The sequence below is a fragment of the Streptococcus sp. HMSC062B01 genome (assembly GCF_001811085.1).
Lineage (GTDB): Bacteria > Bacillota > Bacilli > Lactobacillales > Streptococcaceae > Streptococcus > Streptococcus gordonii.
In genome coordinates, this window is the sequence record NZ_KZ672807.1 from 83,209 (window position 1) to 102,909 (window position 19,701).

The window sequence follows — 19,701 nt, forward strand, 5'->3', positions numbered from 1 at the left end:
AAGAGGTATAAATATGAATAACAATTACAACAATTACAACAATTTTAATAATATGGATGACTTATTTAATCAATTAATGGCTGGAATGCGTGGTTACAATAGTGAAAACCGTCGTTACCTAATTAACGGCCGTGAAGTGACGCCAGAGGAATTTGCACAATATCGTGCTACTGGTAAACTACCTGGTCAAGGAACGGGTGAACAGGATTTACAAACTGCTGGTCATGGACCTAAGCAAGATGGCATCCTGGCTAAGCTGGGTCGCAATCTGACTCAAGAAGCTCGTGATGGTAAATTAGATCCAGTCATTGGGCGTAATAAGGAAATCCAAGAAACAGCTGAAATCCTTTCTCGTCGGACTAAGAACAATCCAGTTCTGGTCGGAGATGCAGGTGTCGGAAAGACCGCTGTAGTGGAAGGTTTGGCTCAGGCTATCGTCAATGGTGATGTACCAGCGGCTATCAAGAACAAGGAAATTATTTCTGTTGATATTTCTGGTCTGGAAGCTGGTACCCAGTATCGTGGTAGCTTTGAAGAAAATATCCAAAACTTAGTCAATGAAGTCAAGGAAGCTGGCAACATCATCCTATTCTTTGACGAAATTCATCAAATTCTAGGAGCAGGATCTACCGGTGGAGATAGTGGCTCTAAGGGACTAGCGGATATTCTCAAACCAGCGCTTTCTCGTGGTGAGTTGACAGTTATCGGGGCTACTACTCAGGATGAGTACCGTAACACTATTCTCAAAAATGCGGCTCTAGCTCGTCGTTTCAATGAGGTTAAAGTCAATGCACCATCTGCAGAAGATACCTATAAGATTCTCCAAGGTATTCGTGACTTGTACGAAAAACACCACAATGTCATCCTGCCAGATGAAGTGCTGAAGGCTGCTGTGGACTACTCTGTTCAGTATATTCCACAAAGGAGCTTGCCAGATAAGGCGATTGACCTGGTTGATGTAACGGCAGCCCACTTGGCGGCTCAACATCCAGTGACTGATGTCCATGCGGTCGAGCATGAAATCGCTGAGCAAAAAGACAAGCAGGAAGCCGCTGTTGAAAAAGAAGATTTCGAAGCAGCCCTCAATGCTAAGACTCGCATTGAAGAGCTTGAAAAGAAAATTCAAAACCACACTGAGGATATGAAGGTGACAGCTACAGTCAACGACGTGGCAGAATCTGTTGAACGTATGACGGGCGTACCAGTATCTCAAATGGGTGCTAGCGACATTGAGCGCCTCAAGGGCATGAATGACCGTCTCAAAGCTAAAGTAATCGGCCAAGACAAGGCTGTAGAAGCTGTGGCTAGAGCTATCCGACGTAACCGTGCAGGCTTTGATGAAGGGAATCGCCCAATTGGTAGCTTCCTCTTTGTTGGTCCGACAGGTGTTGGTAAGACGGAGCTTGCTAAGCAACTAGCTTTGGATATGTTCGGTACTAAAGAGGCCATCATTCGTCTGGATATGTCTGAATACTCTGATCGGACTGCTGTGTCTAAGCTGATTGGTACGACTGCAGGATATGTTGGTTATGATGACAATAACAATACTCTGACAGAGCGGGTACGTCGCAATCCATACTCTATCATTCTCTTGGATGAGATTGAAAAGGCTGATCCACAAGTGATTACCCTTCTCCTGCAAGTTCTGGATGACGGCCGTTTGACAGATGGTCAAGGGAATACAGTTAACTTCAAGAACACAGTCATCATTGCGACTTCCAATGCTGGATTTGGCTACGAAGCTGGCTTAGAAGAAGATGCAGAAAAACCTGATCTGATGGACCGACTCAAAGCTTACTTCCGTCCAGAATTCCTCAATCGTTTCAATGCGGTTATTGAGTTCTCTCATCTCAAGAAAGAGGATCTGATGGAGATTGTGAATCTCATGCTGATTGAAGTAAATCAAACCTTGAGCAAAAAAGAAATTGATCTTGCAGTATCTGATGCAGCTAAGGAATTCCTACGTGACGCTGGTTATGACCAAGTCATGGGTGTTCGTCCACTCCGTAGAGTTATCGAGCAACAAATCCGTGACAAGGTGACTGACTTCCACTTGGATAATCTAGATGCTAAGCATTTGACAGCTGATTTGGAAGATGGTGTCTTGGTTATTAAGGAAAAGGAGGGGGCTGAGTAAGTCCCTTTCTCTTGAACTTTTAAAAGATAGACCAGCTATTAGTGATGTTAAAAAAGTCTTTTAAAATCGTCTTTAAAGCCTTTTGTAGTCAGGTCGAAAGAACAGTCCTCTCTTGTAAAAAAAAGAGAAATTTGTTATAGTAATGAAGACATGAAAAACGAAAGGAGACGACTATGGGATACCAAATGATTATCATGTTTGTGGTCATAGCTGGATTGATTTTCTACATGAACCGCACACAGAAAAAACAAGCGGAAAAACGCATGGAAAGCTTGAATAAGCTCCAAAAGGGTTATGAGGTCATCACAATTGGCGGTTTGTATGGAACTGTTGATGAAGTGGATACTGAAAAACGGACCGTTGTTTTGGATGTTGATGGCGTTTATTTGACTTTTGAATTAACAGCGATCAAGACAGTCTTACCACAAGCTGAAGCAGAAGTTGATCCTGAAGCAAAAGTAGCGATTGAGGCTGATGGTGTGGAAGAATCTGCTATCGAAGAATAAGAAAAAGAATCTGAGGATCTCGGATTCTTTTTTTACCTTTTTATCAGAGTCTGTAGTTTTGGGGCATTTCTTGAAAAATAAAAGAGGAAAGCCTATAATATAAGCAGGTAAGGCCTTTCAAAAGAACAAGAGGCTGTGAATGAGTGGTTTTACGAAGCTTCTTAGCCTAGTTTTGGGTGCTCACTGTCAAAAAACTTGCTAAAACAACACTTTTGTTAGATTTATGATATAATAAAATGATTAAAATTTAGGATAAAGCTATGTTTCACTTAAAAAAGAAAGAAAAAGTAACCATCCCCCTACAGGTGCCAAAGCATATTGGGATTATTATGGATGGAAATGGCCGTTGGGCCAAGAAGAGACTGCAACCTCGTGTGTTTGGACATAAGGCGGGTATGGAGGCTTTGCAGAATGTCACCATCGCAGCCAAAGAGATGGGCGTCCAGGTTTTGACGGTCTATGCTTTTTCAACAGAAAACTGGTCTCGACCAGAAAAAGAAGTCAAATTTATCATGAACCTGCCTGTTGAATTTTATGAGCGTTATGTGCCTGAATTGCACAAAAACAATGTGAAAATTCAAATGATTGGCGATGTGGCCAGATTACCTAAAGCTACATATGATGCCTTGGTTAAAGCAGAAGAGCTGACAAAGCTCAATACTGGCTTGATTTTGAACTTTGCCTTGAACTATGGTGGACGGGCAGAATTAACTCAAACCATTCGCAATATTGCTCAAGAAGTTTTGGATGCCAAGTTTAATCCCGGTGATATCAGCGAGGAAATGATTGGGGATTATTTACAGACTAGTAACCTACCTCGTATTTTACGGGACCCTGATTTGATCATCAGGACTAGCGGGGAATTACGTCTCAGTAATTTCCTTCCATGGCAAAGTGCCTATAGCGAATTGTACTTTACAAAGACCTTGTGGCCGGATTTTAATGAAAAATCTTTAAAAGAAGCTATCGAAGAATATAGTAAGCGTCAGAGACGCTTTGGTGGTGTTTAGGAGAATATATGGATAAGGATTTACAGACGAGATTGATTTTTGCGGGAGTGGCTCTTGCAATTTTCCTTCCTTTGGTCGTATTAGGAGGGGTCGCTTTTCAGATTGTTGTAGGTGTTTTAGCCATGTTGGCAGTACATGAATTGCTCCGAATGAAGGGCCTAGCGACGACAACTCTTGAAGGTATGTTGGCCATGCTGGCGGCCTTTGTCTTAGCAGTTCCGATTGAGTATTATTTTACCTTTTTGCCAATTGATGGCAATGTGATTGCTTATACTCTAGTCGTCTTTTGCTTATTGGGATCTATAGTCGTTGGTAGCAATTATACTTTTGATGATGTGGTCTATCCGATTGCAGTTAGTTTCTATGTGGGATCAGGTTTTAATGCCCTTTTAGATGCTCGAGTTGCAGGCCTAAACAAGGTGCTTTTGGCTCTTCTAATTGTTTGGGCAACAGATAGTGGTGCTTATCTCTTTGGTCGCCGTTTTGGGATGAAAAAGCTAGCTCCAACAATTTCACCCAATAAAACTGTTGCAGGTGCCCTCGGTGGTATCGCGTCTGCGATGGTAGTCACTTTCATTTTTGTTTTGATTGATGGAAGTGTGGCTGCTCCGCATAATCGCTGGCTTTTGGTTTTATATGCTATTTTCTTTAGTATAGCTGGACAGTTTGGAGACTTGGTGGAAAGCGCCATTAAACGTCATTATGGTGTCAAAGATTCTGGTAAGTTTATACCTGGCCATGGTGGTGTTTTGGATCGCTTTGACAGTTTGCTCTTTGTCTTCCCTCTGATGCGGATTTTAGGTTTATTCTAATTTGTTTAAGATGTGCAGAGTTGGAGATAAGCGGCTTCTTCTGCTTCGAACAAAATTTAATGAAAAACAGAGTACTGGGAGACACTCCCAGCCTCTTTGATTTAGACTCCAGAAGTCAAGATTTAAGAAAGGAATGTGTGGTAAGGAAAGTATGGGAATTATGGGACTCCTCACCTTCATCATTGTTTTTGGTATTATTGTAGTGGTTCATGAGTATGGACATTTCTACTTTGCCAAAAAGTCAGGCATTCTCGTTCGAGAGTTTGCCATTGGAATGGGACCGAAAATCTTTTCTCATATTGGAAAAGATGGAACAGCCTATACCATTCGGATTCTGCCTCTAGGTGGTTATGTGCGCATGGCTGGCTGGAGTGACGATACAACTGAAATCAAAACAGGAACACCTGTCAGTCTGACTTTAAATGAAGAAGGCAAGGTTATTCGAGTAAATCTATCTGGCAAGAAGATTGACCAGACAGCCCTGCCGATGAATGTGACAAGTTTTGATTTTGAAGATAAATTAGAAATCACTGGTTTGGTTCTTGAAGAAAGTAGAACCTACTCAGTTGATCACGATGCAACTATCGTTGAAGCAGATGGGACAGAAGTTCGGATTGCGCCTTTAGATGTTCAGTACCAAAATGCAACAATCTGGGGCCGTTTAATCACAAACTTTGCTGGCCCTATGAATAACTTTATTTTGGGTATCGTGGCTTTTTGGATTCTAATTGCTCTACAAGGTGGTGTTCAAAATCTGGACACAAACCACGTACAGGTTGCTCCGAACGGTGCCTTAGCTCAAGCTGGTGTAAAAAATAACGACCAGATTCTAAAGGTTGGTCAGACAGAAATTTCAAACTGGGATGATTTGACTCAGGCAGTTGAAAAGGAAACGAAAGGTCAAAAGAATCCCAAACTTAACCTGACGGTTAAAAGCGGAAACGAGACCAAAGAAGTAACAGTCAGTCCTAAAAAAGAAGGGGACCGTTACTTATTAGGTGTCACGCCAGGTATGAAGTCGGATCTGATGTCCATGATGGTAGGTGGTCTGACCATGGCTTGGGATGCGGCCTTCCGTATTTTAAATGCTTTGAAAAACTTGATTTTCCATCCTAGTCTTAATCAACTGGGAGGACCAGTAGCTATTTTCCGTGTCAGCAGCCAAGCGGCACAAGCTGGTCTGGATCAGGTGATTAGTCTATTGGCTCTGCTATCAATCAATATTGGTATTTTCAATTTGATTCCGATTCCAGCTCTTGACGGTGGAAAGATTGTTCTCAACATAATTGAAGCAATTCGCAGAAAACCGCTCAAGCGCGAAACAGAGACTTATGTAACTTTAGCAGGTGTAGCGATTATGGTTGTGCTGATGATTGCTGTGACCTGGAATGATATTATGCGTACATTCTTTTAAGTAAGGGCAAGTGAAGATAAAACATAGATTGCTAAAGGGCCTTCACTGCCTTCAAATGTAATTAAAGGAGTTTTTATGAAACAAAGTAAAATGCTAATTCCAACCTTGCGTGAAATGCCAAGTGATGCGCAGGTTATCAGTCATGCCTTGCTTTTGCGGGCGGGCTATGTTCGCCAAGTGTCAGCGGGAGTTTATTCTTATCTGCCATTGGCCAATAGAGTTATTGAAAAAGCTAAAAATATCATGCGCCAAGAATTTGAAAAAATTGGTGCAGTAGAAATGTTGGCGCCAGCTTTGCTAAGTGCAGATCTTTGGCGTGAATCAGGGCGTTACGAGACCTATGGTGATGACCTCTTCAAGTTAAAGAACCGTGAGGGATCAGACTTTATTTTGGGACCAACCCATGAAGAAACCTTTACTGCCCTAGTGCGTGATTCAGTGAAATCTTATAAACAATTACCGTTGAATCTGTATCAAATCCAGCCAAAATACCGTGATGAAAAACGTCCTCGTAACGGTCTTTTGCGGACGCGAGAGTTCATCATGAAAGATGCTTATAGCTTCCATGCGAACTATGATAGTTTGGATGTGACGTATGATGAATACAAGTCTGCCTATGAAAAGATCTTCACTCGTAGCGAGATTGATTTTAAAGCCATCATTGGAGATGGTGGTGCTATGGGAGGAAAGGATAGCCAAGAATTTATGGCGATTACTCCTGATCGGACAGACTTGGATCGTTGGTTGGTATTGGATAAATCCGTTGCAAGCTTGGACGAAATCCCTGCAGATGTTTTGGAAGCCATTAAGGCTGAGCTAAGCAACTGGATGGTTTCTGGTGAGGACACTATCGCTTACTCTAGTGAGTCAAGCTATGCAGCCAACCTTGAGATGGCAACGAATGAATACAAGCCGAGCAATCGTGTAGTAGCTGAAACTGAACTGGTTCGTGTGGAAACACCAAACTGTAAGACTATTGATGAAGTTGCAGCCTTCCTACAAGTTTCTGAGGAGCAAACCATCAAGACCTTGGTCTACATTGCAGATGAAAATCCGGTAGTGGCTTTGCTTGTAGGAAACGACCAGCTCAATGAAGTCAAATTGAAAAACCACTTAGGGGCTGACTTCTTTGAAGCGGCAACAGAAGCAGAAGTCCAAGAATTGTTCGGAGCAAACTTTGGCTCTCTTGGTCCAGTTAATCTGCCAGAAGAAGTGACCATCATCGCTGACCGTAAGGTTCAAGACTTGTCCAACGCTGTTGCTGGAGCCAATGAAGATGGCTACCACTTGACAGGGGTAAATCCTGGTCGTGACTTTACTGCTGAATATGTCGATATCCGTGAAGTTCGCGAAGGAGAAATTTCTCCAGATGGTAATGGTGTTCTGAAGTTTGCACGTGGGATTGAGATTGGGCACATCTTTAAACTAGGGACTCGTTACTCTGACAGTATGAATGCGACAGTTCTAGATGAAAATGGCCGAGCAGTTCCCCTTGTGATGGGTTGCTATGGTATCGGTGTTAGTCGTCTGCTCTCAGCTGTCATGGAACAGCATGCCCGCCTCTTTGTTAATAAAACTCCTAAAGGTGAGTATCGTTATGCTTGGGGAATTAACTTCCCTAAAGAATTGGCGCCATTTGACGTTCATTTGATCCCAGTCAATGTCAAAGATGAAGAAAGCTTGGCTTTGACCGACAAGATTGAAGAAAGTTTAGTTGGAGCTGGCTATGAAGTCTTAGTCGATGACCGCAATGAGCGGGTCGGTGTTAAGTTTAGCGATAGCGACTTGATTGGTCTGCCAATCCGAGTAACCGTTGGTAAGAAAGCTGCTGAAGGTATTGTAGAAGTCAAAATTAAAGCAAGTGGCGATACCATTGAGGTCCATGCAGATAACTTGATCGAAACCTTGTCTATTTTAACGAAATAAGATAAACTGCCAGTTTTGCCTGGCAGTTTTCTTTTGCTTATTGGACTTGAAAATGCTATAGTAAGAAAAAATGAATCGGAGGACGAAATCATGGGATTATTTAGTGGTTTGCTGGGCAATGCTTCTCAAAAAGATATTGATAAAGTTGAAAGAGAACTAGAAAATATTTTAACGCCAACGGAAAATGTGGAACTGGCCTTCAGTCTTATTCGAGATTTGATTGTGTTTACAGATGGGCGCTTGATTTTGGTTGATAAGCAAGGGATGACGGGCAAGAAAACGGCTTATAAGTCTTATCCTTATCGCTCTATCAGTCGATTTTCAGTGGAAACGGCTGGCCACTTTGACCTTGACGCTGAGTTGAAAATCTGGGTATCCAGTGCTGAAGAACCAGCCGAAACCTTAACTTTCCGAAGCGATAAGAGTGTTATTGCTATTCAGAAGGCTTTGGCAGAAGCAGTATTAAGATAAATAAAGGCGGTTTCAACCGCTTTTTTTGTAAACAAAAACTAACCACAGCTGAATAGCTTGGTTAGTTGATCGTTAAAGACTGTTAGTCTAGAGAAGTAGCAATCTAGTTGTCTTCACTAGGGAAAGATTCACCAAAATGCAGTTCAGAGTATGGGGTCTCAAAATTACCTCCATCATAAGTTACCCTTACTGAAGTCATTCCGAAGTCAACGATTATTGGTTTTGCAGCTGTTATGAAGACGTAGCTATTACCGTTTTGTTTTATATCATAGAGTTTTACTGCTCCGTAAATGGAATCGGCAGAATAGCTATCTCCATTTTTAGTTGATTTGGTTATTTCAATGGTCTTCTTAGAAGGAGAGTAGGATAAATTATAGACTTCTTTTTTTCCGATGCCTTGAGTAATAAAAGTTTCGTGATCGTCACTTTTTGCTTGATAGTGAATAAAATTTTTATCAAAACTTTGCTGAGCGTTGTGCTTAACGAGAAATAAATTTACTCCCCATGCAGCTAAGCCTAAAATAAGAAGAGAAGCGACACCAATAAGAACAGTTTTTTTAGTTAAGTGCATAAAGACTCCTTGAAATTTATAGTAAAATAGAACAAAAGTTAATAACTGGTATTAGAAAATATACTAAAATTTATGAACAGGTATAAGTTTAAAAATTAATCAGAAAGCTTTTTTATTCTTCTTCGAGTCCTTGCCCCTTCAAATAATCAAAGACAACTTCTGGTTTATCTTGAAGTTTCCTGAAGAAAGTTTGACTACTTTCAGAGTCACTTGCTGATTGAATCAACTGTTCTTGATCTATTTTGCTGAGATCAAAGTCAAAAATGGCTATAGCGTTTTTCTTGTCTTCAGAAATTTTAAGATGAATTTTAAGTCCTTTTAGCTTTTCTTGATTTTCAATCATGGAACTTTTCTTAAGATCTTCACTATAAGATTTCTTTAATTCTTCAACACTCATTTTTTGACTTTCTTCAGGGATAGCCTGGCTGGAAATGAGTTGGAAAGATAGGATCTTGTCTTTAGTATAGAAAAGTTTGACTGAATTAGTATAATGCTCATCGATTTTTTTAGAAAAAGTTTTCGTCTGTGTCTTTTCTTCTTTGGTTTTACTTTGACTCTGACTTTGCTTGGGTGTATTTTCTTGCTTATTCTGACTGGTCGTGCTACAAGCAGTTAGGGTCAGTAGACAGATGCTAGCTAGTAAGATTTTCTTCACAGTTAAGACTCCTTTAGGTAAATGTTTTTTCTATTATATCATAACTTAGGATCAAGAAAAAAGTCTTGATAATTATATGGGGAGCTGAGCATTGCTCTGTCCTTTTTCTGTCGAAAAAAGTGCTGATTTATGGTAAAATAAGGTCACTACTGTACGAGGAAATGTCATGTCAAACAAGTTTGAAATTTTAATGAATCAGCTAGATATGCCACTGGAAATGAGAAATTCAGAGGCCTTTTTGAATGCAGAAATCGAGAAGGTTTTGCTCCACAAGGTCAGTCGGGTCTGGGAATTTCATTTTTCTTTTGCGGATATTCTACCCATTGAGATTTTTAGGGAATTGCAGAAGCGCTTAGATCAAGAGTTTTCGAAGACAGGCAACCAAGCTATTTTTGAAATTCATTGTCAGGCGCCTCAGATATCGGATGAGCTCTTGCAGGCTTATTACCAGCTGGCCTTTGAGGAAGGTCCATGTGCCAGCCATGGATTTAAGAGCCTTTATCAGGATTTGCAGGTTCATTTGGATGGGGACAAGTTGCTAATTGAAGGACCATCAACCATTGATACTGAGCATTTTCGCAAGAATCACCTACCAAATCTCAGTCGCCAGCTAGTCAAGTATGGTTTTCCTCAGCTGGCCTGTCAGGTTCAGCACAGCGATGAGTTAACCCAGCAACAGGCAGAGAATTTCCAGGCAGAAAATGACAAGATTGTTCAAGAAGCTAATGAAGAAGCTCTCAAAGCCATGGAATCTCTACAGCAAATGGCGCCACCGCCAGAGGAAAAACCAGCCTATGATTTCCAAGCTCGCAAGGCTGCGGCTAAACCAAAGCTGGACAAGGCAGAGATTACCCCTATGATTGAAGTTCAGACTGAGGAAAATCGTCTGGTCTTTGAGGGAATGGTCTTTGATCTGGAGCAGAAGGTTACTCGGACCGGCCGGGTCTTGCTTAACTTCAAGATGACAGACTATACTTCCAGCTTCTCCTTGCAGAAATGGATGAAAAACGAAGAAGAAGCCAAGAAGTTTGACATGATTAAGAAGGGTGCTTGGCTCCGCGTACGTGGAAATGTGGAGATGAACAACTTTACCCGTGACCTGACCATGAATGTACAGGATGTGCAGGAAGTTACCCACTATGAGCGCAAGGACTTGATGCCTGAAGGGCAGAAACGGGTTGAGTTTCACGCCCATACCAATATGTCTACTATGGACGCTCTGCCTGAGGTCGAGGAAATCGTTGCAACGGCTGCCAAGTGGGGCCACAAGGCTGTCGCCATTACCGACCATGGCAATGTGCAGAGCTTTCCCCATGGCTACAAGGCTGCCAAGAAGGCTGGTATCCAGCTGATTTACGGTATGGAAGCCAATATTGTAGAAGACCGGGTACCCATCGTCTACAATGAAGTGGATATGGAGCTGAGCGATGCGACCTATGTAGTCTTTGACGTGGAAACAACGGGTCTTTCAGCCGTCTACAATGACTTGATTCAGGTCGCTGCCAGCAAGATGCACAAGGGCAATATCATCGCTGAGTTTGATGAGTTTATCAATCCTGGGCATCCCCTGTCGGCCTTTACTACGGACTTGACTGGGATTACAGATGAGCATGTCCGCAATGCCAAACCACTGGAGCAGGTGCTCAAAGAATTTCAAGAATTTTGCAAGGACAGCATCCTCGTTGCCCATAATGCCACCTTTGACGTGGGCTTTATGAATGTCAATTATGAGCGTCATTGCCTGCCGAAAATTACCCAGCCAGTCATTGACACGCTGGAATTTGCCCGCAATCTTTATCCAGAGTACAAGCGTCATGGTCTGGGGCCTTTGACCAAGCGTTTCCAGATTGCTCTGGAGCACCACCACATGGCCAACTATGACGCGGAAGCGACGGGCCGTCTCCTTTTTATCTTTATCAAGGATGTGGCTGAAAAGCATGGTGTGACCAATCTCAAGGATCTGAATACGGATCTTGTCGATGAGAATTCTTACAAGAAGGCTCGGGTCAAGCATGCGACCATTTATGTAAAAAATCAGACGGGGCTCAAGAACATTTTCAAGTTAGTCAGTCTGTCCAATACCAAGTATTTTGAAGGTGTCCCTCGGATTCCACGGACTGTGCTGGATGCCCATCGTGAAGGCCTGATTCTGGGCTCAGCCTGTTCAGAAGGTGAAGTCTATGATGCCGTTGTCTCTCAGGGAGTGGATGCAGCTGTCGAAGTGGCCAAGTATTATGACTTTATCGAGGTCATGCCACCAGCCATCTATGAGCCACTGATTGCCAAGGAGCAGATCAAGGACCAGGAAGAACTGCAGACCATAATTCGCAATCTGATTGAGGTCGGAGATCGCTTGGGCAAGCCTGTCCTTGCAACGGGGAACGTCCACTATATCGAGCCGGAAGAAGAGATCTACCGTGAGATTATCGTACGGAGTCTGGGTCAGGGAGCCATGATTAACCGAACCATTGGTCACGGTGAAAATGCCCAGCCGGCTCCGCTTCCTAAGGCTCACTTCCGGACCACCAATGAGATGCTGGACGAATTTGCCTTCCTGGGCGAGGATTTGGCTAAGAAGCTGGTCATCACCAATCCAAATCAGCTGGCGGAAACCTTTGAGCCAGTAGAAGTGGTCAAGGGCGACCTCTATACACCTTTCATTGATAAGGCCGAGGAGACGGTTGCCGAGCTGACCTATCAAAAAGCCTTTGAGATTTATGGCAATCCGCTGCCGGATATCGTAGACTTGCGGATTGAAAAAGAGTTGACCTCTATCTTGGGGAATGGCTTTGCCGTGATTTACCTAGCTTCGCAGATGCTGGTGCAACGCTCCAACGAGCGGGGCTATCTAGTAGGTTCACGGGGGTCTGTTGGATCCAGCTTTGTCGCGACCATGATCGGGATTACCGAGGTTAATCCTCTATCACCCCACTATGTCTGTGGCAAATGCCAATACAGCGAGTTCATCACGGACGGCTCCTATGGTTCTGGCTTTGATATGCCGGATAAGGACTGTCCAGAGTGTGGCCACAAACTCAGCAAAAATGGGCAAGATATTCCGTTTGAGACCTTCCTTGGATTTGACGGGGATAAGGTACCCGATATTGATTTGAACTTCTCGGGAGAAGATCAGCCGAGCGCTCACTTGGATGTGCGGGATATCTTTGGTGAGGAGTATGCCTTTCGGGCTGGTACCGTTGGTACCGTTGCAGCTAAGACAGCTTATGGATTTGTAAAGGGCTACGAGCGCGACTACGGGAAGTTCTACCGAGACGCCGAAGTTGATCGTCTGGCGCAGGGAGCGGCTGGAGTTAAGCGGACAACTGGACAACACCCGGGCGGAATCGTTGTTATCCCTAACTACATGGATGTTTATGACTTTACACCGGTCCAATATCCAGCCGACGATGTGACGGCCGAGTGGCAGACTACCCACTTTAACTTCCATGATATCGATGAAAATGTCCTCAAGCTAGACGTTCTGGGGCACGATGATCCGACCATGATTCGGAAGCTTCAAGACTTATCTGGCATTGATCCTACTGATATTCCTATGGATGATCCTGGTGTCATGGCCCTCTTTTCTGGGACAGACATTCTGGGAGTGACTCAGGAGCAGATCGGCACGCCGACTGGTATGCTGGGAATTCCGGAGTTTGGGACCAATTTTGTACGGGGAATGGTTGATGAGACCCATCCGACGACCTTTGCCGAGCTCTTACAGCTATCTGGTCTCTCTCATGGGACGGACGTTTGGTTGGGGAATGCTCAAGACTTGATCAAGCAAGGAATTGCTGACCTGTCCACTGTTATCGGCTGTCGGGACGACATCATGGTTTACCTCATGCACAAGGGCTTGGATCCTAAGATGGCCTTTACGATCATGGAGCGCGTGCGGAAGGGCCTCTGGCTGAAGATTTCTGAAGAAGAGCGCAATGGCTACATCGCAGCTATGAAGGAAAACAATGTGCCAGAATGGTACATCGAGTCCTGTGGAAAGATCAAGTACATGTTCCCCAAGGCCCATGCGGCAGCCTATGTTATGATGGCCCTGCGGGTGGCCTACTTCAAGGTGCATCATCCGATTTATTACTACTGTGCTTATTTCTCCATCCGGGCTAAGGCCTTTGATATTAAGACCATGAGTGGCGGACTTGATACCGTCAAGCGCCGGATGAGCGAAATCGCTGAAAAGCGCAAGAACAACGAAGCTTCCAATGTAGAAATTGACCTTTATACGACTTTGGAAATCGTCAATGAAATGCTGGAGCGAGGCTTCAAATTCGGAAAGCTAGATCTTTACAAGAGCCATGCGACCGAGTTTCTCATCGAAGGGGACACCCTTATCCCGCCATTCTCTGCTATGGACGGTCTGGGTGACAACGTTGCCCGCCAAGTGGTCAGAGCACGGGAAGAAGGCGAATTCCTCTCTAAGACAGAGCTCCGCAAACGCGGTGGCCTCTCTAGCACCCTAGTCGAAAAAATGGACGATATGGGAATCCTGGGCAATATGCCAGAGGATAACCAGTTGAGTCTGTTTGATGAATTTTTCTAAAATAATTCAAAATGATTTTAAGTTGTCTATGAAACGTGGACTTAAGGCAAACTTGTTAGAAGAAGTTTTGAGTTTTCTGATTGTGGCTCTTCTAATCTAATAGACCAGAAGCGCAAAGATTGTATCTGGATCAGGAGTAAGAAAGGGGAAAAAATGAGGTTTAGTATTGTAGCAGAAGATAAACCAGCTCAAAAATCGTTTAGTTATCAATTAGAGCTAGACACGGATACGATTATAAAGGTGACCGGATTGGTTTGCTCCACTGTAGTTATGGTAACTCTCTTGTCTCTCTTTAAAGATTAGATCAAAACCTCTATTTCAAAAAAAGGAAATAGAGGTTTTTAAGTTTTATAACCGCTTCTAAATGTTTTCATTGAACCTGGATTGTGTTACAATTTTTAGTGTATAGAGTATAGTAAATGAGCTGATAAATCAGTGAGTTTTTATTGGTAATCAGAAGAAAAGAGGAGAAGAGTGTGGCGAAATATTTAGTAGGTCCTTACAACAATAGTTGGAATTTTATGGACGCTTATAACAAAGCTCAGAATGGGGACATCATCGAGTTTGAAGATGGATACGCTTTTCAATGGCCGACCAATCAGGAAATTGTCATTGATAAGGAGCTACATTTTGTAGGGCAAGTGGTTTCTAATCCAAATGGCAATGGCCAAATTTTTAAGAATACCATTGAGGCAGCTTTCAGATTTGTAGCAGGAGCAAAGGTCACCTTTGAAAATTTGTGTTTTAAAATCACGGGGAATTATTCTACCCTTCTTTTATGGAGTGGATCTGAAGTCACTTGCAAGCAGGTTTGTTTTGAAATTAGCACTCAAAACAATCAGAACTTTTTTCTATACGCAGACACGCATTCTAAACTAATTTTAACTGATATAGAAATGAAAGTTCCCGAAAAACACGATGCTTCAATCGGTATCGTGGCTTCTGAATTATCAATCAGTCATTCAAGGGTTTTGTCTAGAATCGATCTATCAGATGGAGCTAGGTTGACCTTAGAAACCGTCGACCTTGAAAAATATGACATTAATACGATCAGTGCGACTAACTCAGAAGTGACTCTCAAGAACTCTACTGTTAAAGGTGGGAATCTCGAAATGGACTATCCACCAGTTTGGTTAGATAATGTAGTCTGGAAATCTGAGAACTGCAAAATCGAATTGCCTGGTGGGACTGCGGTTTGCCTCAATAATAATGTCCAATTCAACTCTGATTCGGACTGCATTACGTCCTTAAATTCGTACGGAAGTATGCTTCGAGCTCATCAAGCCACTTTCACAGAATTTTTATGCATCTATGACCAATCGTTCGCTGCTTTGACAGGAGAGACTACTTTCCTTGCGGAAAATGCTCAAAGAATTTCATTCGGGGCTTTTTCGGATAGTGTAGTGATGGCGGACCAGATGGTTTTCCATAAAATTGCTGATCCAAATATTCGACTTCAAAGTTCTGCCTATGTAAAGGCGGATGCCGTTACTTATACACAGGGAGATGCGCGTGCTCTGATAACCGAGATTGAGGATGGCTGTGATTATCTTGTAGGCAGAGAAGTGGCTAAAACTAATCCGCAAGTATCTTCAAGCACTGCATCTGATGCAACTGTTCCAACTACTACAGCAACTGCTTCTGAACAGGAAACGAAACGTGATGCACTGGAAGAACTCAATAGCCTGATTGGTCTTGAGAAGGTCAAACATGAGATCAAAAAAATGATCAACATGGTAGAATTTAACAAAAAGCGGATCGCAAATGGCAAGGCTCCTGAAAAGCAAACGCTACATGCGGCCTTTATGGGAAATCCTGGTACAGGGAAGACGACCGTTGCCCGTCTCTTGGGAGAAGTTCTCTTTGAGGCAGGTGTCCTTTCCGGTAAGGAATTTCGTTTTGTCGAAGCGACTGAGTCAGACTTAATCTCTTCTAATGTTGGAGGGACAGCTGAGCAGACCCAGGCTCTTCTTGAAAAAGCTCGTGGTGGGATTCTCTTTATTGATGAAGCCTATAGCTTGGATAAAAAAGACAGCGATGTCGACTTTGGGATCGAGGCCATCAATACCATCCTCAAATTTATGGAGGACAATCGTGATGAGATCATGATTATTTTTGCCGGCTATACCAAAGAAATGGAGGAGTTCTTAAAGACTAATCCAGGACTCCGTTCGCGTGTCCCTAATAACTTCATCTTTGAGGATTTCACAGGAGATGAAATTGTCCAACTGGGTGAAATGATCTTGAACAAGGGAGACTATAAGCTCGAAGACCGCGATTACTATGCTCGTCATGTCAAGCGGGCCTACGATGGATCATTGGATAAGAGCAATGGTCGCTGGATTCGTAATCTAGATGAGCAATTGACCAAGACTATGGCAGACCGAGTGGTGGCTCAAGGTTCAGATGATATCGAGACCATCCTTAATATTGACATTGATGCTGTTCTCAATCAAGGCAAGTACCAGGCGGGGGCGGACAAAGAAGAAGATGGTATGGTAGCTCTCAACCGCTTGGTTGGAATTGCAAAAGTGAAAGAGCAAGTCGAACAGTTTGTAGCCATGGCTGAGTTCAACCAAAAACGAGCAGAGCAAGGTGGTCTTGTGGAAGATACAACGCTGCACTCGCTCTTTCTTGGCAACCCTGGTACAGGGAAGACGACCGTTGCTCGCATTTTGGGGAATATTCTCTTTCAAAAAGGAGTCATCAAGCAGAAGAAATTCATTGAAGTATCTAGAAGCAATCTGGTTGGTGGCTACCAAGGTCAAACAGCTTTGAAGACGCGTGAAGTCTTAGAAAGTGCGCTAGGTGGGGTCCTCTTTATTGATGAGGCCTATACGCTCTACACTGGTCAAAATGATGATTTCGGGAAGGAAGCCTTGGATGAAGTCCTCAAATTTATGGAAGACCACCGTCGAGATATCGTCATTATCTTCGCTGGTTATACTAGGGAGATGCATGACTTCTTGCAAGTCAATTCAGGATTGCAAAGTCGGATTCCAAATGTCTTTGACTTTGAGGACTATAATCCAGATGAGATTGTAGAGATCGGTCTCATGGGATTACGCAAGCAAGGCTACCAAGTCAACGAAGCTCTCTATGGGGAAATTGTGAAAGGAAATTATTTGCGTGCCAATGACCACAGTAACGGTCGCTGGGTTCGAAATCTCAACGAAAAACTTTTACGACAAGTATCGACTCGTGTAACACGTGAAGGAAGTACAGACTACAATTCCATTTTGGATCAAGATTTGGAAGCCTTGAGGGAGAATGGAAATTCAGAACATCCTCATATGGTAGATGACCAAGGCTATGTCATTCCCTAATTCTCAGCTTTCAAAATTCCAAGCGTCTGAAACATTCTTGTTTCAGGCGTTTTTCTCACGGTAGAAAGTCTTGGTTTATGTTTAAATAATGGACTTGTTTTTAATATTCTAGTAGAGAAAAAAGTATTCCAGACGGAAGGAAAGGCACTTTCTGTTGTAAGGATTCTGCAGGAGGCGTGTACTTATGGTATACTAGGAAGAGAATATTGCTTATTAAGGAGAAAAAATGGTTTTACCAAATTTTAAAGAAAACTTAGAAAAATACGCTAAATTATTGGTGGCTAATGGTATCAATGTGCAGCCGGGGCACACGGTAGCGCTCAATATCGATGTGGAGCAACGTGAGTTGGCTCACTTGATTGTCAAGGAAGCCTATGCTCTGGGAGCTCATGAGGTTATCATCCAATGGGCGGATGATTTCACTAATCGGGAGAAATTTCTCCATGCGCCGATGGACCGCTTGGATAATATCCCTGACTATAAGGTGGCTGAGATGAACTATCTTCTAGAAAAGAAGGCCAGTCGTTTGGGTGTTCGTTCATCTGACCCAGGTGCTTTGAATGGTGTGGATGCTGAGAAATTATCAGCTTCTGCTAAGGCTTTGGGATTAGCTATGAAGCCGATGCGAATCGCAACCCAATCTAATAAAGTCAGCTGGACAGTTGCAGCAGCAGCTGGTACTGAGTGGGCTAAGAAGGTCTTTCCAAATGCAGCTAGCGATGAGGAAGCAGTAGATCTTCTCTGGGATCAGATTTTCAAAACCTGCCGTGTCTATGAGGATGATCCAGTTGCAGCTTGGAAAGCTCATGAAGAAAAACTCAGCTCAAAAGCGAAGATTTTAAATGAAGAGCAATTCACTGCTCTGCACTACACAGCTCCTGGAACAGACTTGACATTGGGCTTGCCCAAGAACCATCACTGGGAGTCAGCTGGCAGTCTCAACGCTCAGGGCGAGTATTTCATTGCCAATATGCCGACAGAAGAGGTCTTTACAGCACCGGACTTCCGCCGAGCTGAAGGTTATGTGACCAGTACCAAACCTCTCAGCTATAATGGCAATATCATCGAGGGCATCAAGGTAACCTTTAAGGATGGACAGATTGTGGATATTACTGCTGAAAAGGGCGACCAGGTTATGAAGGATCTTGTCTTTGAAAATGCGGGTGCGCGTGCTTTAGGTGAGTGTGCCTTGGTTCCAGATCCAAGTCCGATTTCTCAGTCAGGCATTACTTTCTTTAATACTCTCTTTGATGAAAATGCTTCTAACCACTTGGCTATCGGTGCAGCCTATGCGACTAGTGTGGTCGGTGGAGAGAATTTCTCTGAGGAAGAGCTTGAAGCAGCGGGTCTCAACCGCTCGGATGTCCATGTGGACTTTATGATTGGCTCTAACCAGATGGATATTGATGGTTTCCGAGAAGACGGTAGCCGCGTAGCAATCTTTAGAAATGGAGACTGGGCAATTTAAGATGACAGGACTAATTTTTGTATTGATTTTCACTTTGCCAGCTTGTTTACTGACGACAGCTGTGGCAGTCATATTGACGCCGTTTGAGAAGCCCAAACAATGGAAATTAAAATTGTTGGTCAGCTTAATCGGTGCCCTGCTTGGCTTGGTTGTCTTTTTCCCTATCTTTAAAATTTTTGCTTCCTTTGTTGGCTCAGTAATTTCCTTGGCCATCCTTTGGTTGGTTCAACGATTTAAAAAGGAGGGTTAAGTCATGCTTGGAAGTATGTTAGTTGGTTTTATCATTGGTCTGATAGCTGCCGCAATTACCAATAGAGGCGAGCGGATGGGATGCATCGGCAAGATGATACTAGGCTTGCTTGGAGCCTGGATAGGCCAAAGTCTTTTCGGGACCTGGGGTCCTCTTCTCCATGACACAGCTGTAGTACCCTCTATCTTAGGTGCAGTGATTTTATTAGCAATTTTTTGGAGTCGAGACAGTTAAACTTTAATTCAAAAATCCCTTGAAATTATTTCAAGGGATTTTTTAGTAAATTTGGAATGTAGTAGATTACTTTATGAGAACCTTAACAATGCTTCAAAAAAAGCAGAGAAGAATTGGGGATAGTAGGTAAAGGGACCTATAGTCGAACAAGCTTTTGCATATAAGGTTTGTGGTATACTAGAACTACAGTGAAACATGAATAGAAAATCAAACCGGAGGATAAAATGGAACAACAGATGAATGAAAAGGTTGCATTTTTAAATAAATACGCGCTATCGTCTGAAAAGAAAATGGAGTTTATAACCGATGAATCAACTATTTTGAATGCACAAGATGAAGAAATTTTTCCCGCTTCGTAAAGTTAGA

Annotated in this window: 16 protein-coding genes; 14 read left to right on the plus strand and 2 right to left on the minus strand. The window is 43.0% G+C overall.

Translation table 11 applies throughout. The annotated features are described in order from the left end of the window. The first annotated feature begins 13 nt into the window (after positions 1-13). From HMPREF2780_RS10785 to HMPREF2780_RS10815, 7 genes are all read left to right on the plus strand, one after another. Complete coding sequence (locus HMPREF2780_RS10785; RefSeq protein ID WP_105026614.1) at positions 14-2,137, plus strand: ATP-dependent Clp protease ATP-binding subunit; 2,124 nt, start codon at positions 14-16, stop codon at positions 2,135-2,137. A 173-nt stretch (positions 2,138-2,310) separates the two neighbouring features. Beyond that, the gene (yajC, locus tag HMPREF2780_RS10790) at positions 2,311-2,643 is read left to right on the plus strand and encodes a preprotein translocase subunit YajC (RefSeq protein WP_048775889.1); all 333 of its coding nucleotides are present in this window, start codon (positions 2,311-2,313) and stop codon (positions 2,641-2,643) included. Positions 2,644-2,903: 260 nt separating this feature from the next. Beyond that, positions 2,904-3,653 (plus strand): isoprenyl transferase, encoded by a 750-nt coding sequence (locus HMPREF2780_RS10795; RefSeq protein WP_105026615.1) that lies wholly within the window; start codon positions 2,904-2,906, stop codon positions 3,651-3,653. An 8-nt stretch (positions 3,654-3,661) separates the two neighbouring features. Then, positions 3,662-4,465 carry a phosphatidate cytidylyltransferase gene (locus HMPREF2780_RS10800; RefSeq protein ID WP_048777225.1) on the plus strand — a complete coding sequence of 268 codons (804 nt, stop codon included), beginning with the start codon at positions 3,662-3,664 and terminating at the stop codon, positions 4,463-4,465. 157 nt (positions 4,466-4,622) lie between these two features. Beyond that, positions 4,623-5,879: an RIP metalloprotease RseP gene (gene rseP, locus HMPREF2780_RS10805; RefSeq protein WP_176744514.1), complete on the plus strand. Its 1,257-nt coding sequence runs from the start codon at positions 4,623-4,625 to the stop codon at positions 5,877-5,879. 75 nt (positions 5,880-5,954) lie between these two features. Continuing rightward, positions 5,955-7,805: a proline--tRNA ligase gene (locus HMPREF2780_RS10810; protein WP_061596486.1), complete on the plus strand. Its 1,851-nt coding sequence runs from the start codon at positions 5,955-5,957 to the stop codon at positions 7,803-7,805. A 90-nt stretch (positions 7,806-7,895) separates the two neighbouring features. Then, positions 7,896-8,276 carry a PH domain-containing protein gene (locus tag HMPREF2780_RS10815; protein WP_045773451.1) on the plus strand — a complete coding sequence of 127 codons (381 nt, stop codon included), beginning with the start codon at positions 7,896-7,898 and terminating at the stop codon, positions 8,274-8,276. A 103-nt stretch (positions 8,277-8,379) separates the two neighbouring features. Here the strand turns inward: HMPREF2780_RS10815 and HMPREF2780_RS10820 are convergent, their stop codons facing one another. Both HMPREF2780_RS10820 and HMPREF2780_RS10825 read right to left on the minus strand, forming a co-directional pair. After that, entirely contained in the window at positions 8,380-8,847 is a 468-nt protein-coding gene (locus HMPREF2780_RS10820; RefSeq protein ID WP_061596488.1) for a hypothetical protein, read from the minus strand. Between the two features lie 112 nt (positions 8,848-8,959). Further along, positions 8,960-9,502, minus strand: a complete 543-nt coding sequence (locus tag HMPREF2780_RS10825) for a hypothetical protein (RefSeq protein ID WP_012130875.1) — start codon at positions 9,500-9,502, stop codon at positions 8,960-8,962. Positions 9,503-9,668: 166 nt separating this feature from the next. On the opposite strand from HMPREF2780_RS10825, the gene HMPREF2780_RS10830 reads away from it, so the two are divergent. From HMPREF2780_RS10830 to HMPREF2780_RS11865, 7 genes are all read left to right on the plus strand, one after another. Then, positions 9,669-14,057: a PolC-type DNA polymerase III gene (locus tag HMPREF2780_RS10830; RefSeq protein ID WP_105026616.1), complete on the plus strand. Its 4,389-nt coding sequence runs from the start codon at positions 9,669-9,671 to the stop codon at positions 14,055-14,057. A 153-nt stretch (positions 14,058-14,210) separates the two neighbouring features. Then, positions 14,211-14,360 carry a hypothetical protein gene (locus tag HMPREF2780_RS11665; RefSeq protein WP_008809826.1) on the plus strand — a complete coding sequence of 50 codons (150 nt, stop codon included), beginning with the start codon at positions 14,211-14,213 and terminating at the stop codon, positions 14,358-14,360. A gap of 173 nt (positions 14,361-14,533) precedes the next feature. Further along, positions 14,534-17,383: an AAA family ATPase gene (locus tag HMPREF2780_RS10835; RefSeq protein WP_105026617.1), complete on the plus strand. Its 2,850-nt coding sequence runs from the start codon at positions 14,534-14,536 to the stop codon at positions 17,381-17,383. A 226-nt stretch (positions 17,384-17,609) separates the two neighbouring features. Then, entirely contained in the window at positions 17,610-18,851 is a 1,242-nt protein-coding gene (locus tag HMPREF2780_RS10840; RefSeq protein ID WP_105026618.1) for an aminopeptidase, read from the plus strand. Between the two features lies 1 nt (position 18,852). Further along, on the plus strand, positions 18,853-19,101 hold the full coding sequence (locus HMPREF2780_RS10845; RefSeq protein WP_048809683.1) for a hypothetical protein: 249 nt from the start codon (positions 18,853-18,855) through the stop codon (positions 19,099-19,101). Positions 19,102-19,104: 3 nt separating this feature from the next. Then, a complete protein-coding gene (locus tag HMPREF2780_RS10850; RefSeq protein ID WP_045504405.1) occupies positions 19,105-19,335 on the plus strand; it encodes a GlsB/YeaQ/YmgE family stress response membrane protein in 231 nt (76 codons plus the stop codon). 224 nt (positions 19,336-19,559) lie between these two features. Then, positions 19,560-19,694, plus strand: a complete 135-nt coding sequence (locus HMPREF2780_RS11865; protein ID WP_048809682.1) for a hypothetical protein — start codon at positions 19,560-19,562, stop codon at positions 19,692-19,694. Positions 19,695-19,701: the final 7 nt, after the last annotated feature.